This window comes from Shewanella sp. SP1S2-4, assembly GCF_031932075.1.
In the GTDB taxonomy this organism is placed as follows: Bacteria; Pseudomonadota; Gammaproteobacteria; order Enterobacterales; family Shewanellaceae; genus Shewanella; species Shewanella baltica.
Genome location: NZ_JAUOET010000012.1, coordinates 1 through 17472 on the forward strand (window position 1 = coordinate 1; position 17472 = coordinate 17472).

At 48.1% G+C, this 17472-nt stretch carries 13 protein-coding genes; 9 read left to right on the forward strand and 4 right to left on the reverse strand.

Features of this window, described 5'->3' with window-relative positions; translation table 11 throughout:
• Positions 1-207: 207 nt before the first annotated feature.
• The 3 genes from Q4Q52_RS12330 (at position 208) to Q4Q52_RS12340 (ending at position 3800) form a co-directional block, all read left to right on the forward strand.
• A complete protein-coding gene (locus Q4Q52_RS12330; RefSeq protein WP_311990741.1) occupies positions 208-1347 on the forward strand; it encodes a UDP-2,3-diacylglucosamine diphosphatase in 1140 nt (379 codons plus the stop codon).
• Positions 1348-1351: 4 nt separating this feature from the next.
• On the forward strand, positions 1352-3253 hold the full coding sequence (locus tag Q4Q52_RS12335) for a lysophospholipid acyltransferase family protein (RefSeq protein ID WP_311990742.1): 1902 nt from the start codon (positions 1352-1354) through the stop codon (positions 3251-3253).
• Between the two features lie 115 nt (positions 3254-3368).
• Positions 3369-3800: a CBS domain-containing protein gene (locus tag Q4Q52_RS12340; RefSeq protein WP_311990743.1), complete on the forward strand. Its 432-nt coding sequence runs from the start codon at positions 3369-3371 to the stop codon at positions 3798-3800.
• A gap of 61 nt (positions 3801-3861) precedes the next feature.
• Here the strand turns inward: Q4Q52_RS12340 and Q4Q52_RS12345 are convergent, their stop codons facing one another.
• Positions 3862-5214 (reverse strand): NCS2 family permease, encoded by a 1353-nt coding sequence (locus Q4Q52_RS12345; protein WP_006082687.1) that lies wholly within the window; start codon positions 5212-5214, stop codon positions 3862-3864.
• A gap of 525 nt (positions 5215-5739) precedes the next feature.
• On the opposite strand from Q4Q52_RS12345, the gene torE reads away from it, so the two are divergent.
• The 4 genes from torE to torD all read left to right on the forward strand — a co-directional run bounded on the left by torE (position 5740) and on the right by torD (position 10372).
• Positions 5740-5916, forward strand: a complete 177-nt coding sequence (gene torE / locus Q4Q52_RS12350; RefSeq protein WP_006082688.1) for a trimethylamine N-oxide reductase system protein TorE — start codon at positions 5740-5742, stop codon at positions 5914-5916.
• Positions 5917-5959: 43 nt separating this feature from the next.
• Positions 5960-7138, forward strand: coding sequence for a pentaheme c-type cytochrome TorC (gene torC / locus Q4Q52_RS12355; RefSeq protein WP_006086919.1), 1179 nt, complete (start codon positions 5960-5962; stop codon positions 7136-7138).
• 15 nt (positions 7139-7153) lie between these two features.
• Entirely contained in the window at positions 7154-9643 is a 2490-nt protein-coding gene (gene torA, locus Q4Q52_RS12360; RefSeq protein ID WP_006082690.1) for a trimethylamine-N-oxide reductase TorA, read from the forward strand.
• 90 nt (positions 9644-9733) lie between these two features.
• A complete protein-coding gene (torD, locus tag Q4Q52_RS12365; RefSeq protein ID WP_311990744.1) occupies positions 9734-10372 on the forward strand; it encodes a molecular chaperone TorD in 639 nt (212 codons plus the stop codon).
• Positions 10373-10440: 68 nt separating this feature from the next.
• On the opposite strand, the gene torS is transcribed toward torD, so the two are convergent.
• A complete protein-coding gene (gene torS, locus Q4Q52_RS12370) occupies positions 10441-13533 on the reverse strand; it encodes a TMAO reductase system sensor histidine kinase/response regulator TorS (RefSeq protein ID WP_311990745.1) in 3093 nt (1030 codons plus the stop codon).
• Between the two features lie 58 nt (positions 13534-13591).
• On the opposite strand from torS, the gene torT reads away from it, so the two are divergent.
• Entirely contained in the window at positions 13592-14671 is a 1080-nt protein-coding gene (torT, locus tag Q4Q52_RS12375) for a TMAO reductase system periplasmic protein TorT (RefSeq protein WP_311990746.1), read from the forward strand.
• Here the strand turns inward: torT and torR are convergent.
• Positions 14668-15378, reverse strand: coding sequence for a two-component system response regulator TorR (torR, locus tag Q4Q52_RS12380; RefSeq protein ID WP_311990747.1), 711 nt, complete (start codon positions 15376-15378; stop codon positions 14668-14670). The two genes, torT and torR, sit on opposite strands and share 4 nt — an antisense overlap.
• Positions 15379-15577: 199 nt before the next feature.
• Between torR and Q4Q52_RS12385 the strand changes: the two genes are divergently transcribed.
• Positions 15578-15949: a PilZ domain-containing protein gene (locus Q4Q52_RS12385; RefSeq protein ID WP_006086924.1), complete on the forward strand. Its 372-nt coding sequence runs from the start codon at positions 15578-15580 to the stop codon at positions 15947-15949.
• Positions 15950-16099: 150 nt separating this feature from the next.
• Here the strand turns inward: Q4Q52_RS12385 and radA are convergent, their stop codons facing one another.
• Complete coding sequence (radA, locus tag Q4Q52_RS12390) at positions 16100-17464, reverse strand: DNA repair protein RadA (protein ID WP_311891587.1); 1365 nt, start codon at positions 17462-17464, stop codon at positions 16100-16102.
• Positions 17465-17472: the final 8 nt, after the last annotated feature.

The following is a 17472-nucleotide window of genomic DNA, read 5'->3' on the forward strand; positions in this document are numbered from 1 at the left end:
GACGCTTCTTGTTAAATGCAAGGGCGGCGTGTCACTGGGGAAACAATGACAATTCATGCTGCAAACTAACTGTCGGTTCTAATTGCATCCTGATGTGAATCTTGACAGGTTCAGTCTAGGCTAATCCACCTTTTGTCATCTGCATGTCATCTAAACTTCATCATTCAGTCAAAGCCCCTCACTAAGCTCATATTCGTTAACAGCCTAATGGGTGAATACGAGATGACAGGATTTAATTTCAAGGAATTTGAAACAACAGCGCAGGGACAGAAAAATGACCCCAGCCTTTCACCTCCTATCTTTAACCGCTCGACGCAATCACCTACATCAGTTCCGACATCTGCACCAACACCCTCAAATCGATTCAATTCAGCTTCTTTTACCCCATCCGCATTAACTTCAGACCAGACGGCTTCACCCCATACCCCAAGCATCACAGTTCACGCCCTCTGGCTATCGGATATCCATTTAGGCTGTAAAGATTGCAAGGCCGACTACCTGCTCAGTTTGCTTGAAACCGTGCGTTGTCAGCACTTGTATCTGGTCGGTGACATAGTCGATTTATGGGCGCTGAAACGTAAGCTGCATTGGCCCGATAGCCACAATAAGGTGCTACAAAAATTCATTGAACTGGCACAAAACGGCACCCAAGTGATTTATCTGCCGGGCAACCACGACGAACTGATCAAACCCTATGCCGAACTAAGCCTGTGGAATATCAAAATTGCCCGCCAACATATTCACCACGGGATTGGCGGCCATAAATTGTTGATGCTCCACGGGGATCAGTTTGATGCCGATGTGTGTGTCGGCCGTTTCTACGCCATATTGGGCGACCATTTATATGACTTATTGCTGTTCCTTAATCGCAATCTCCACAGTCTGCGGGAACGTTTAGGTTATCCCTATTGGTCACTGGCAAGTTACATCAAATCCAAAGTGGGTAAGGCTCAAGCCGCTATCGGACATTATCGCCAAGCGGTGCTCAACTACGCCCAGCATTTTGATGTTGACGGCGTGATCTGCGGCCATATCCATCAGCCAGAACTCTCTACTCACCCCAGAGCAGCACAATACTGCACGCCCCAAAGTACACCTGAGCAACGGAAAATCATCTACGCCAACGACGGTGACTGGGTTGAAAACTGCAGCTTAATCACCGAAACCCTTAACGGTGAATTACAGCTGTGTCGCTGGAATGAACAGACACTCAATCTCGATATTCTCAGCAGCATAGCGTTAGTGCAACAGCCGCCTGAGACGCACAAAAACAAACAACAAAAAACGGCAGCGCAGCAAATGCCAAACACAAATACCGGCGAAACTCGCCCAAGGGATGTTGCCTAACACTATGAATCAACTAAATAACATGACTCATCAATCAGATAACGCTATGGAACACAATGACCAGACGCTAAACAGCAACCTTAACCATAATAACCATGCCGTGCAGCCACCAGCGCTTAAGGCGAAGAGCATGATTTTTACCGTTGATAATATGGTTGAACAAAATCTGCCTTCTATCAAGGACAAACCTTGGCTCGCTAAACCCGCCAAGGCCATGCTACGTTATCTGCTCAATGAAAAACAATGCAATGATATCGCCAATCAATATGCCTATTTACAGGGTGTGGACTTTGTCGAGCAAGTGCTAGCGAGTTTCGACTTTAGCTTTACTGTGCCCGCCAACGAGATAGCAAACATTCCCTGTGAAGGCCGAGTGGTGATCTTCGCCAACCATCCCATAGGTTCGCTCGATGGCTTAGCGCTGATCAAACTGATCAGTGAAATTCGCCCTGATATCAAAGTCGTCGCCAATGAACTCTTGATGGCACTGGAACCGCTGCACTCAATCTTACTGCCAGTGCGCAATATGACCGGCGGCACACCGAAACAGCATTTAGAAAAAATCCACCAGCACCTGCGTAACGAAGGCGCTGTGCTGATTTTCCCATCGGGGGAAGTCTCGCGCCTACGTCCGAGTGGCGTGCGTGATACCCAATGGCACTCTGGCTTTTTAAAAATGGCGATTTCCTGTAATGCACCCTTACTGCCGATATTTTTAGATGCCAAAAACTCTGCGACCTTCTATGGCGCATCTATGATTTACAAGCCACTCGCCACACTGCTGCTGGTGAAGGAAATGTTCAAACAGGCCAAACGCAACATGCCGATCCGCATTGGCGAGCTCATTCCTAATGAAGCCGTGCGCTCGATGGACTTTCCACTCAAGACTAAGATAAAACTGCTTAAAAATCATTTGTATCGTATCGGCAAAGATAAAGACCCACTGTTTATCACCCAAAGTGCTATCGCCCATCCCGAATCGCGCCGTGAACTGCAAGCGGCGCTGCAGCAATGCGAACTGCTAGGGGAAACGCAAGATAACAAGTTGATTTACCTGTACCAGCACCACGACAGCAATCCCATCATGCGGGAAATCGGTCGCCTGAGGGAAATCGCCTTTCGCGCCGTGGGAGAGGGTTCGGGCAAACGCCGCGATATCGACAAATACGACTCCTACTACCAGCACTTAGTGCTGTGGGATAAAGAGCAGTTTGAAATTGTCGGCGCCTACCGTTTTGCCAGTGGCGACAAAGTCTTAGATAAATACGGTGATAACGCCCTCTACAGCCAATCGCTGTTTCAATACGCCGACAGCTTTATGCCATTCGTGAAGCAAGGCTTAGAACTTGGCCGTAGTTTTGTGCAGCCTAAATATTGGGGCAAACGCAGCTTAGATTATCTGTGGTTTGGCATAGGCGCTTATCTCGCCAAACACCCTGAATACCGCTACCTATTTGGCCCAGTGTCTATCAGCAATCAACTGCCCGGCAGCGCCAGAGAAATGCTCGTACACTTTTACTCGCGGGAATTTGCGCCTGCGCAGCAGATGGCGGTTTCCATGTCGCCCTTTGGTTTATCCAAATCCCAAAAAGCCAAGTTAGATGATTTGTATTTCTCCGAGGATTATCAGAGCAACTTCAAGCAACTCAAACAAGTACTCGCGAGTATGGGCGCCGCCGTGCCGACGCTCTACAAGCAATATGGTGAGCTGTGTAAGGCTGATGGGGTTAAGTTTCTCGCCTTTGGTATCGACGCCGACTTTGGCGATTGTATCGATGGCTTAGTGCTGGTGGACACCCACAAACTGAAAGGCAAAAAGTATCAACGCTACATAGGCGCGCACTTGCCCGAATCGGAGCGGATGCCAATCACAGCGGATGATGAGCCAGAGGTTCAAGATCTTTGAGTTAAAACTTTGTAATGGGTGTTGGCTAAACATGCACCACTCTGTTATAAGTAACTGTAATGCAGCGCATTAACAGAGCGCATCCTAGGATGCGCAAGCTTATCAGGGGATCATCATGCCGATCATTATCGCCGATATTATGAGTACCCGAGTCGTCACGGTTGAAATGGACGACCGATTAACTGTGGCGAAGGAAATCTTCGACCAAGCGAGCTTTCATCACTTGTTGGTCGTCGATGAGTATCAACTTGAAGGCGTGTTATCGGAGCGGGATCTGCTGCGTGCCATTAGCCCCAACTTGGGCAGTAGCGCCGAAACCGCAAGAGATTTAGAAACCCTGCAAAAACGTGTGCATCAAGTGATGACCCGTAATCCGGTTACCGTTGCACCCCACATCAATTTAGACACGGCAACCCGCATCTTGTTAGACAACGACATAGGCTGCTTGCCGGTGTTAGAAGACGGTAAATTGATTGGGATTGTCACTTGGAAAGACTTACTGCGGGCCTATTGTGAATACCGGGCACAAAATCAAAGCGAGTGCTAATCCTAAGACGCACTCGCTTCTGTTTACAATAACTCAGTTTAAATCACTCAGTTTGCCTAACTTAAATCGCCCAACCACCCATATAAAACACCACTAAACCTAAGGTAATGGCGAGCACGCCTACTTTCAGTTTGCGCCATTCTCCGCTACAGATACGGCCGACAACTAGGGTCACAAAGCCCAGCATAATACCAGTGACGATATTACAACTTAAGATGATAAACACAGCGCAGGTTAAGCCTGCCATGGCATCGACTTTATCGTCAAAATCAAGTTTTGCCACGTTACTCAGCATTAACAAACCCACGTACATCAAAGCAGGTGCTGTCGCATAAGCTGGCACTAAATAGCTTAATGGCGCTAAAAACATCATCAATAAAAACAGTACGCCCACGATCGTCGCAGTTAAACCTGTCTTACCGCCCGCCGCAGTACCCGCCGCCGACTCGATATACACAGCCGCTGGTGCGCCGCCCACTAAACCCGCCACCATGCTGCTGACCGAGTCTGAGGTTAAGGCTTTGCCGCCGCCGACAATATTGTCGTCTTTATCGAGCAAATTCGCTTGGCCAGCCACAGCACGGATGGTGCCGGTCGCATCGAAAATTGCCGTCATCACTAACGCTAATACGATAGGCAATACCACAGGATTAAAGGCGCCCATGATATCAAGCTGACCAATCAGTGAATGCTCTGAGGTTAAATCAGGCAAGGCAAACAAACCTTGGTATTTCACGCTCGGATCGAACACTAAACCAAATACCGATAACGCGATAATCACCAACAAAATACCGCCAGGTACACCACGGCGCTCTAAACCGATAGTTGCCGCTAAACCTAGAATAGTAGCAATAACAGGTAAGCTGTTAATGTCGCCCAACTTCACCGGCAAGCCTGCGCTATTGGCCACAATCAATTGCACGCTGTTAGTCGCAATCAATAGTAAAAACAAGCCGATACCTATACCAGTACCGTGGGCAATACCCTTAGGTAAATTAGCCAGCACCCACTGACGAATACCTGTCACACTCACAAGCGTGAAGGTTACGCCCATTAGGAAAATCGCGCCTAAGGTAACCGGAATCGACATGCCCTGACCGAGCACTAAGCTAAAGGCGGTAAAGGCGGTGAGCGAAATAGCGCAGCCAATCGCCATAGGTAAGTTTGCCCATAAACCCATGAGCAAAGAACCAAATGATGCAATTAAACAGGTAGCGATAAACACGGCGCCGGGATCAAATCCCGCTTGGCCTAACATGTTTGGCACCACAATCACTGAGTAGACCATAGCGAGGAAAGTTGTTAATCCCGCAATCACTTCTTGGCGAACTGTGCTGCCACGTTGTTGAATAGAAAAATAACGGTCCAGAAACGAACCAGAGGGTACGGCTGTTGAACTCAATTGCTCAGACATAATGTTGTTATACCTTGTGATCTCTTAAAATGGGGTCGGTACCAATTACCCTAAAACGCAATTGGCGACGCTGGCTGCGGCAGATTAGAGCCCCAAATCCATCAGACTTGGGTGAGAGATCCACATCATTTTCCTACTGTGGGAAAAATCCATGATCTGCAAGCAGTGATGCTTCGCGATGATTAAAAAGCCATTAATCATGTAGACGCAGCCGTTGTTGGCCGCGGATGATACTGGAATCTCCCAAAGATAGCTAAGACATCACCTGCACTTCGATAAAAAATTAGCGGCAAAAGCCGAAATCAGTTGTTCAAAAAACCGCCAAACCCTAGGTAATAACTACCCATTGAACTCACATTAATCACCACCAAAGTCTGCCAGAGCAGCGCTAAGCTTACGCCCTTAAAAAGTTTTCATAATCTTTCATATATTGTCAAACCCCATTCATCACAGCAAGCAAGTCCATTCATATCTCCCCTCTATAGTGCTCCTATCAAAAATCGCTTTCGATCGGAGTCGACCCCAATGACAAAGCCAAACATACAAACACCTACATCAGAGAAATCCACGCGCAAAAATGAATTAAAAGCGCTCGGGTTCATCATCTTTTTACTCTTCCCCGCGCTCACTATCGCAGGGATCAGTATTTACGGCTTCATCATTTGGATGATCCAAGCCTTCGGCGGCGTTGTCGGCCACTAATTTATATCTATTTAACATATAGTTACTTTTTGAGGACGCGATTATGAAGTGGTTAACCAACCTCTGGCGCACACTGAACAAACCCACCAAAGCGCTGACCTTAGGCGCCGTCAGCATCAGCGCTTTTATCATGGGTATCATCTTCTGGGGCGGATTTAACACTGCACTCGAAGCCACCAATACCGAAGCTTTTTGTATTAGCTGCCACAGTATGGAAAGCAAACCCTACCAAGAGCTGCAGGAAACTGTGCATTGGTCGAATCACTCTGGCGTTCGCGCCACCTGCCCCGATTGCCACGTGCCCCATAATTGGAGCCGTAAAATCGCCCGTAAGATGGAAGCCTCCCACGACGTCTGGGGCTGGTTATTTAACACAGTCAACACCCCTGAAAAATTCGAAGCCAAACGCTTAGAAATGGCGAGCCGTGAATGGAAACGTTTCGACCGCGACAACTCCTTAGCCTGCAAAAACTGCCACAACTACAACTCGATGAAATGGGAAGCCATGTCACCGCTGGCACAAAAACAGATGAAACGCGCTGCAGAAATCGACCAAAGCTGTATCGATTGCCATAAAGGTATTGCCCACCACTTACCAGAAATGGGCACTGCCCGCGCACCAGAACTGATTGCAGAAGTAGGATCGGGTGTTAGCTCAGTTGAAACGAATCAAACTTACTATAGCGCCCTGACTAAACCCTTATTCTTCACTGATAAAGGCGATGTGGAAGCAGGCACGCTCAACGTAGCAACGAAAGTCAAAGTGCTCGAAACCCAAGGCAAACGCATCAAGATCGGCATCGATGGCTGGCGTAAAAAGATTGGTGCTGGCCGCGTGATCTACATGGACTTTGGCGTGAACATTCTGTCGGCACAGTTAACCAAAGACGCAGCAGAAACCGAAGGTGTTATCCAAACCTTTGAAGAAAAAGAAGATCCTATGACAGGCCTTAAATGGCAGCGTATCGAAGCGCAAATCTGGACCGATAAGGATTATCTGCTGACCGAGCTGCAACCACTTTGGGGTTATGCCCGCGATACCTTCCGCTCCAGCTGCAGTGTTTGCCATACCCAACCCGATGAGGCGCACTTTGACGCCAATACTTGGCCGGGAATGTTCCAAGGCATGTTGGCCTTCGTGAATATGGACCAAGACACCCAAGCACTAGTGCAGAAATATCTGCAGGAACATTCGTCAACTTTTGTGAAAAAAGAGCACTAATTCGGGAGTAATACCATGAACAGAAGAGACTTTTTAAAGGGTATCGCCTCATCCTCTTTCGTTGTCTTAGGTGGCAGCTCAGTGTTAGCGCCCTTAAATGCCTTAGCCAAAGCGGGCATCAATGAAGATGAATGGCTAACCACAGGTTCACACTTCGGCGCCTTTAAAATGAAGCGCAAAAACGGCGTCATTGCCGAAGTGAAACCCTTCGACTTAGATAAGTATCCAACGGATATGATTAACGGCATCCGCGGCATGGTCTACAATCCATCCCGTGTACGTTACCCTATGGTGCGCTTAGATTTTTTACTCAAAGGTCATAAGAGTAATACCCATCAACGGGGTGATTTCCGCTTTGTTCGTGTAACGTGGGACAAGGCATTAACACTGTTTAAGCATTCATTAGATGAAGTCCAAACCCAATACGGTCCATCAGGTCTGCATGCGGGTCAAACCGGTTGGCGCGCCACGGGTCAACTGCATTCCAGCACGAGTCATATGCAGCGCGCTGTGGGGATGCACGGCAACTATGTGAAGAAAATCGGCGACTACTCCACAGGTGCAGGCCAAACGATTCTGCCCTATGTGTTAGGTTCAACCGAAGTGTATGCCCAAGGCACTTCATGGCCGCTGATCTTAGAACACAGCGACACTATCGTGCTGTGGTCGAACGATCCGTACAAGAACCTGCAAGTGGGTTGGAATGCGGAAACCCATGAATCTTTTGCTTATCTTGCGCAGTTAAAAGAGAAAGTGAAGCAAGGCAAGATCCGTGTTATCAGTATCGACCCTGTGGTGACTAAGACCCAAGCCTATTTGGGCTGTGAGCAACTCTACGTTAACCCACAGACAGACGTGACTTTAATGCTGGCCATCGCCCACGAGATGATCAGCAAAAAGCTCTACGACGATAAATTTATCCAAGGCTACAGCTTAGGTTTTGAAGAGTTTGTGCCCTATGTGATGGGTACTAAAGATGGCGTAGCCAAAACCCCAGAATGGGCCGCGCCTATCTGTGGTGTTGAAGCCCATGTTATCCGCGACTTGGCTAAAACCTTAGTCAAGGGCCGCACTCAGTTCATGATGGGTTGGTGCATCCAGCGCCAGCAACACGGCGAACAACCCTATTGGATGGCGGCGGTACTGGCGACCATGATCGGCCAAATCGGTCTACCCGGTGGTGGCATCAGTTATGGTCACCACTACTCGAGTATCGGCGTGCCTTCATCGGGTGCCGCTGCGCCAGGTGCCTTCCCCCGTAACTTGGACGAAAATCAAAAGCCACTCTTTGATAGCTCAGACTTCAAGGGCGCGAGTAGCACAATTCCGGTTGCCCGCTGGATTGATGCGATTCTCGAACCTGGTAAAACCATTGATGCTAACGGCTCGAAAGTGGTTTATCCCGACATCAAGATGATGATTTTCTCGGGTAATAACCCTTGGAACCATCACCAAGACAGAAATCGTATGAAGCAAGCCTTCCATAAGCTTGAGTGTGTGGTCACTGTCGATGTGAACTGGACGGCAACTTGCCGCTTCTCGGATATCGTACTGCCCGCTTGTACTACCTATGAGCGCAACGATATCGACGTTTACGGCGCCTATGCTAACCGCGGTATTTTAGCCATGCAAAAGATGGTTGAGCCACTGTTTGATAGCTTGTCGGATTTTGAAATTTTCACTCGCTTTGCCGCCGTACTCGGCAAAGAGAAAGAATACACCCGTAACATGGGCGAAATGGAGTGGTTAGAAACCCTCTATAACGAATGTAAAGCCGCCAACGCGGGCAAGTTTGAGATGCCTGACTTTGCGACTTTCTGGAAACAAGGTTATGTGCATTTTGGTGACGGTGAAGTCTGGACGCGCCATGCAGACTTTAGAAACGATCCTGAAATCAATCCACTAGGCACGCCTTCAGGTTTGATTGAAATCTTTAGCCGTAAGATTGATCAATTCGGTTACGATGACTGTAAAGGTCACCCAACTTGGATGGAGAAAACCGAGCGTAGCCATGGCGGCCCTGGCTCTGACAAGCATCCGATTTGGTTGCAGTCATGCCACCCAGACAAGCGCTTACACTCGCAAATGTGTGAGTCGCGAGAATACCGCGAGACCTACGCAGTCAATGGCCGTGAGCCTGTGTATATCAGCCCTGTCGACGCAAAAGCGCGCGGCATCAAAGATGGCGATATAGTGAGAGTCTTTAACGACCGTGGCCAACTGTTGGCGGGTGCTGTTGTATCGGACAACTTCCCTACTGGTATTGTGCGGATTCACGAAGGCGCGTGGTATGGGCCTGTGGGCAAAGATGGCAGCGTTGAAGGGGGAGCTGAAGTCGGCGCCCTGTGTAGTTATGGCGATCCTAACACTCTCACTTTAGACATAGGCACCTCTAAACTTGCCCAAGCTTGCTCAGCCTATACTTGCTTAGTCGAGTTTGAAAAATACCAAGGCAAAGTGCCTAAGGTCAGCTCCTTCGATGGCCCTATCGAAGTCGAAATCTAACCTTAGAACCAAAACGCTGGATGCGCCGAACGCGGCGCGTCTCAGCATCCAATCTTAGCGCCAAAACTAGGGCGTGTTGAGGAATATACAATGAGTCAAGTCGATATCAACCACGCCAGAGCCTTGGTTTATCAGCTGTTATCATCACTGTTCGCCCGCGAAGTTGACGAGCAAAGACTTAAAGAACTCACCAGCGAAGCGGCGCAGCAATTCTGGGAACAGCTTAGCCTAGAGGCTAATTTCACTCAGTCAGTGGACAAAATTCGCAGCACGCTCAATGGGATAAAAGATGATGAGGCATTACTCGAACTCGCGGCGGATTACTGCGGCTTATTTCTCGTTGGTACCAAACACAGCGCTTCACCCTATGCTAGCCTGTATTTGAGTGGCGAAGATGAACCTCTGCTATTTGGTCAACAACATCAACAGATGAGTGAGTTTTTACACCAGAGCAAACTACAAGTGCAGAGTCATTTCCCTGAGCCCGCCGACCATTTGGCCGTGATGCTCGCCTATATGGCGCACTTATGTTGTCACAGTGAAGACAGTGTCCAATTAAGCTTTTTGCAAACCTGCGTCGACTCTTGGTTAGCAAAATTTATTAACCAACTCACTCAATGCGATAAAAACGGTTTTTATAGTGCCGTTGCCATACTCACCTTAGCGTGGGTGAAGCAAGATATCGCACAGCTTGAACCTGCTGAGGCGGTGATTAGCAAAACGTTCTAGAGCGACTTATCTTTAGACTAACGTTATCCAATAGGTTTATGAGCAGGCGGGTTTATGAGCAGACGAGTTTACTCGTTTTGTATACCTAACCATTGGCTCAAGGCGGCAATGGATGCCTGCCTGCAAGACTCAAGGCGTTGAAATTCACTAAGCTCCAACGCGTTATCGGCACTGGTTTTATCTACACTGTCTTTATTTGCACTGGCTTTTAGCGCCAGCTCTAACTCCTTACATAATTTAGCTAACGCTATCAGTCCCATACTGGCACTGCTGCCCTTAAGCCCGTGCAGCAATTTGGCTACGTCTTCCTTGGGATTCGCTACCGAGAGCTTGGCAAGCTGTTCAAGGCTCGAATCGCTAAAAAGGTCAAACATAGACATCATAGCTTCGCTACCGAGTACGTCCTTATCCTGCGCTAACTGTTTGAGATCTAATAACGGCTCATCATCGACATCCGCTATTGTCGTTGTAATCTTAGCTTCCGTTGTGACTTGAGGCGGCGCAGATAACAGGTCATTCACGGTCGATGATGAAATGGATGCAGACAAGGGAGAAACCGCAACGCCAAGCCATTCTGTAAGGGTTTGTAGACTTAGAGGCTTAGCCAATACAGCATCAAATCCTACCTCGCGGTAATGCTGTAAATCCTCGCTCTGCATTTGGGCGGTAAAGGCGGCAAACTTCACATTAGGGTTGGCGATCAACATTTTTAACTGCGGCAATAAATCAATTCCAGAGCCATCACTGAGCTGAATATCCAGCATCACAGCATCGAAAACCAAACCGCTAGACTCAACAAATTCAAGCGCCTGTTGGCAACTGACAGCAAGAACTGACTTGTGACCTAAGTGCGCTAAAAATCCCTGCGCCACCATAGCATTCACTTTATTGTCTTCTACCACCATCACTTGGCGAGCTGGCACTAACACCCTCTCTTTTACCGCTTGGGTATTGGTCATATCGCATTCATTAAAGGCCAGTTCAAAACCAAACTCACTGCCTTTTCCTGGCTGACTTTTAACCCAAATCCCGCGGCCGCTAGCATCCATTAACTCAACCAATTGCTTACAAATAGCGAGCCCTAAACCCGTGCCGCGACTGCGACCTTGATTAGGTAAAGCACTGTAGGGCACAAACAATTTATCGAGTGCCGCAGGCACAATACCAACGCCCGTGTCCTGCACGACGAAGGACAATTGGGTGCCTTGCAGACTAACAGTTAGCGTCACGCAGCCCTCTTGCGTAAATTTAATGCCATTGCCGATTAGGTTGAACAATACTTGGCGCAACTTAGGCCCATCGATATTGATGCAGTTTGGTAGCTTAGGCTTATTCATTTTTAGGCTGAGCCCAGCTAAATTTGCACCCGCAACCATGATCGCCAGCACTTCATCGAGCAAGGTATTGATATCGGTTGGCCTTGGCTCGTGGCTGAGTTTCCCTTGTTCAAGACGCGAAAAATCCAAAATGTCGTTCAACACGGTTTGTAATAAAGTGCCGCTATATTGCGATAGCGCTAACATTTGCTGCTGCGCTGGCGGTAGATCACTGTGACCGAGCAAGGTTAATGTACCGAGTAAACCGTTGAGAGGCGTGCGAATTTCGTGGCTCATGGTCGCAAGGAATTGGGATTTTGCCTGACTCGCCTCTTCAGCTATTTGCCTTGCTTTAGCATGGCCCTTGGCTTCGGCATCGAGGCGATTATTGGTATCGGCCAGCTCTTGCGTACGGGCAGCAACCGTTTGCTCCAACGCCTTTTTATGCTCGGTCAACTCATCTGCCACCTGACGTAAATCAGCCTGTAATTTAAGATTATGGGCAGTTTTACGCTTGAAGGCTTCAATAGCATTTGCCATCGCAGTCAGTTCATCATCACCGTGGGCCTCTAAACTCACGTTCGTGTCACCTAAGCTCAAGCGGGACATGGCTTCGGTCGCCTGATTTAACCTAAGGGCGATACCGCGATAAATCACTCGATAGATCACAAAGCCAATCACCACAAACATCAAGGCACCTGTGCCCCAAAGCCCAAGCCTAGCAAGGGACAATTGGTGTAGATAATCACTACGAGCCAATTCTGCCTGTTGTTGCTGTTGATTTAGGGCGCGATCCACCAGCGTATTGAGTCCATAAAGTTTTTCGGCTAACTCTTGCTGCTGACGCTGTTGCTGCTGCAGTGTTTGACTTAATTCCCGCTGCAATTTAATGATTTGCGGTGTGTGCGCCAACACTGCTAATTCGGTTTTTAACGCCTGCAAACGCCCCGGGTCGCGAATTATCTCAGGCACATTATCGAGCGCCATCAAATCGATATTGATGTCACTCGAAGCAGGCGCTGAATCCGTCTTATGGGCAAGCGCCCTCTCCATTGCCGTCGCCATCTCAGGCTCAGGAAGGGTAAAACTCGGGGAAGGATTCGAGTTTGCAAACGTCGCCAGTAACTTCGGCACACTTAATTGCAATTCTGACTGCAATTCGGAGGATTCAAATAACTGACTTAACAAGGCAATTTGATGAACTAACTTAAGGGCACGATTGAGCTGCTCTTGAATATCAAGTTCGCCCTCAATCACATCGTCGAGCAATCGGCCGCTGCGCTTCGCGCCTGCCATATCAGGATAGGCCTGACTCAACTTCGCCAAAATGGCAGAATTCACCACGGCGAGCTCAGATTGAAGTAATTCGGAGGCATGTCCTGCTGCAATGGACAATTCATGGGCCTTCAGCTGCAATTCATCGCCCATGGTCAAACGCCGACCCACACTTTTGCCAAGTAAAGTTAATTGGCTGATGATTTGTTCGGCCAGCAGGTTCAGATTTTGGCCTTCGTCGACATCCAATATGGTTAAGGTTTTGATGCCATTAAACATATTGACACTTTCAAGGCTCAGTTTACGACCAATAAACTCCCGTTGTCGTTCATCTTCTACCCGCCCTAACTGCTGCACACCATCAGACAAGGCATTAGAAGCTTGTACTAGCTGCCTTGCCGCTTGGGATGCGGGGAGTGACTCTTCGTACAAGTAACTATCGGCCTGTTTTAGCCAATGTAGACTTAAGCTACCTAAGCTAACAAGCAGCATCAGCAATACGCCTAACACACTGAAGGCGAGCATTAATCGACCGGTTAAACTGGTTCGCGATAAAGATAAAGGAGCCACACATCTTCCTTAAACTGTTACAATGCCACCCAAGATTATGCTTAGCGGATAATACGGGATGATGCGAAAATATTGGCAACGATTGTTCACACTCGCCACATTTGGCCTCGTGTTTTCAGGCTATGCGACAAGTGAACCCCTCACTTGGCCATTAGAGCAGCGCACGCCATTCAATGTCAAAATCCAGCAATCTCAAACATTAAACTACTTACCGCTGACAAAAGCTCAAAAGCCTTGGCGGATTTGCGCCCTAGTGCCACACCTCAAAGATGCCTACTGGATTGGCATTGATTATGGACTGATCCAACATGCGAAAGCACTTGGCGTCTCACTCGATCTCTTCGAAGCAGGCAGTTATTACCATAAAGATAAACAACTGGCCCAGCTCCAAAGCTGTATGCAAGGCGACTATGATGCCATCTTGCTTGGCTCAGTAAGCCCAGATTTACTCGCCCAATTTACAACACCGCTCACTAAACCCGTGTTAGCTCTAGTCAATAAACTCAATAGCGACCGAGTCCAAACCCATATTGGCGTGAACTGGTATCAAATGGGGTTACTGGCGGGTAACTTCATCAAAGCCGATGCAGCATCACAACATCCGCATCAAACGGCAAATTTGGCACTCTTGGCCGGACCAGAAAACGTAGGTGGCACAGATTTAGTTGAGCAAGGTATACGTCAGGCGCTTGAAGGGAGCCAAGTCAAGATTAGTGCCATTCAGCACGCCGATAATAATCGCAATTTGTATCGTGACCAGTTGCAGATGCTGCTAAAAGCTCAGCAGCCAGATTATATTCTCGGCAGCGCAGTGGCGATTGAGGCCGCCATTAGTACTTTGAAACAAAAGGGATTAAGTAACAGAGTCAAGCTAGTAAGCAGTTACTTATCCCCCGCCATTGTGCGTGGGCTCAAACGGGAAAAAGTCATCTACAGTAATGATGATCTAGTCGTATTACAGGGAAAACTCGCCATTGATGTTACAGTGAAACAACTCGAAGGCGCTCAGCCATTTGGCGATATAGGCCCTGCGATCATCAAGCGAACATCATCCTCTAACACTTTGTCTCAATTAGATTTCAGTCTAGCGGAGGCCGACTTTTACCCTCTGTACCAAGTGCGACCTAACTCGCATTAATCGTCCACTTTAGCGGCAAATAAGTAACCTTCACCATGAACAGTGACAAACAATTCAGTGTCGAGTTTATTGCGAAGACGGCGAATGATCACATCTATGGTTCTGTCATTGACATCCAGATTACGGTGACTGGTTTGCTGCATTAAACGCTCACGGGATAAGACTTGCTGCGGATGCAGAGCAAATGCGACCAGTAACTCAAATTCCGCTTTGGTGAGTTTGATCAACACATCGCCATGGCGTAATTTACGGCTGTTGAGTTCGAGTTGATAACCTTCGAAACTTAACACATCGTCCGGTTGGGATAATTCTTCGGCGATCGCCAACTCAGCTTGCTTCACAAGGGAAATCCGCCACAGAAGGTTTTTTACCCTAACCAGCAACTCCCTCAGCTCGAAAGGTTTAGTCACATAATCATCGGCGCCCATTTCGAGACCAACGATTTTGTCGATAGATTCATCCCGCCCAGAGACCAGAATGATGCCCACATGGGAGCGGCTGCGTAGCTCACGGGTCAGGCTCAAACCATCGACACCGGGCAAATTGATATCTAGCATGATCAAATCGATATGTTGGCGATTAAACTCGTACCACATTTGCTCGCCATCGGCCGCCTCAACGACGCGATAACCTTCCTTTTCAAAATATCCCTTTAATCGCGCACGGATAACCGCTTCATCGTCGACAACCAGCACACTGTAAGCCATTTTCAATTTCTCTTATTTTACTTAAGTGAATTATTCATACTTTTTCATATTTGCATATGAGTGAAAGGTTAAATATGCGATCTCGGTAGCTTTATTGAACAAAAAATTGCTCTGCTTTTACAGTCACATCAATATGACATATGCTTAGGGACACTGATGGGACTACACTTAGCAGACTATGAAAGAAAAAGGATTGGGTATGGACGAAAGGCGCAAGTTTTCGCGGATTCTATTTGCCACGAATGCACATCTACAACAAGGTGTTGCACAGTGGGAGACAACCATTCTCGATTTGAGTCTAAATGGTGCCCTGGTCGAAGAGCCGCAAAATTTTATTCACTCGGGTGATGCTATTACCCTCAGCTTTATCTTGCCCGAATCAGACATAGAAATCCGTATGGAAACTGAGTTGGTCCATCAAAAAAATGCCCAATTAGGCTTGAAGTGTAACTTTATCGACGTCGACAGTATCAGCCACCTAAAACGTATGGTGGAGCTGAACTTAGGTGATGCTTCCTTGCTGAATCGCGAACTTATGTTGTTTATCGAAAAACACAATATCGCAGATTAAGACACTCGCTCACAAACACAAACAGCGCCTAATGGCGCTGTTTTGCTTGCGGGCGTTTATCTCGCTTGAGAGCGTTTAATGCCAGCTAGCATCTAAGTGTTAGCCAGCGTCTAAATTTAGCTAGCCTCTCATTTTACTCGGCCTATATGACTAAATCGCTTCTAGCGCTTCGGATAACTTAGACACACCCACGACCTCCATTCCCGCAGGAGGCTTTTTCGGCACATTGGCCTTTGGCACTATGGCGCGCTTAAAACCATGTTTAGCGGCTTCAACTAATCGCTCTTGGCCATTGGGCACAGGCCGAATTTCGCCAGATAGCCCCACTTCACCAAAGGCGACTAAATCGCTGGGCAAAATATCCCCGCGAAAACTCGATACCATAGCCAAGAGTAACGTTAAGTCGGCACTGGTTTCTGTCACTTTCACGCCGCCCACCACGTTCACAAATACATCCTGATCTGACATCTGTAAACCACCGTGGCGGTGCATCACGGCAAGCAACATAGCTAAACGGTTGGCATCCATACCCACAGCTACGCGCCGGGGGTTAGACATGGCCGAGTTATCCACCAACACTTGCAGTTCCACCAGTAGCGGCCGCGTACCTTCCCAGACCACCATAACAAGCGAGCCAGAAGATTCTTCTTCACCACGGGAAAGGAAAATTGCCGAAGGATTGGCGACTTCTTTTAAGCCGCGCTCTGTCATGGCAAATACGCCTAACTCGTTGATCGCACCGAAACGGTTTTTGTGGGAACGCAAGGTGCGATAACGACTATCGCTATCGCCTTCGAACATCACTGAACAGTCAATACAATGCTCCAATACCTTAGGCCCTGCCAGACTACCATCTTTCGTCACATGGCCGACCATGATCACGGCAATACCATTTTCCTTCGCAAAACGCGTTAAGTAAGAGGCGGATTCACGTACCTGCGACACACTGCCTGGGCTCGATGCCACATCGCTCATGTGCATCACTTGAATCGAATCGACCACTATAACCTTGGGTAATTCTTTGAGGGCCACTTCGCAAATTTGTTCGACGCTGGTTTCAGACAACATCCGCAGTTTATTGGTTGGTAAACCAAGACGATGGGCACGCATCGCCACTTGCTGCAAGGATTCTTCACCCGTGACATAGAGTGCGGGCATTTGCTCGGCCAGATGACACAGGGTTTGCAATAAAAGCGTACTCTTACCCGCGCCTGGATGACCGCCAATCAAAATGGCAGAACCTGGCACGATTCCGCCACCGAGCACTCGGTCTAACTCCCCGAAATGACTCAATATTCGCGGCAGAGCATTGAGATCGATTTGATCTAATGTCTTCACTTCATTGCTGCTCGCACCAGCGTAACCGACAAACTTAGTGCTGCGCCCAGGAGAAGCCGCACCGAGCCTGACCTCAGTAATCGTATTCCATTCCTGACAAGCACTACATTGACCTTGCCAACGGGGAAAGTCTTGTCCACACTCATTACATACGTACGCTGTTTTATTCTTTGCCATAACTTATT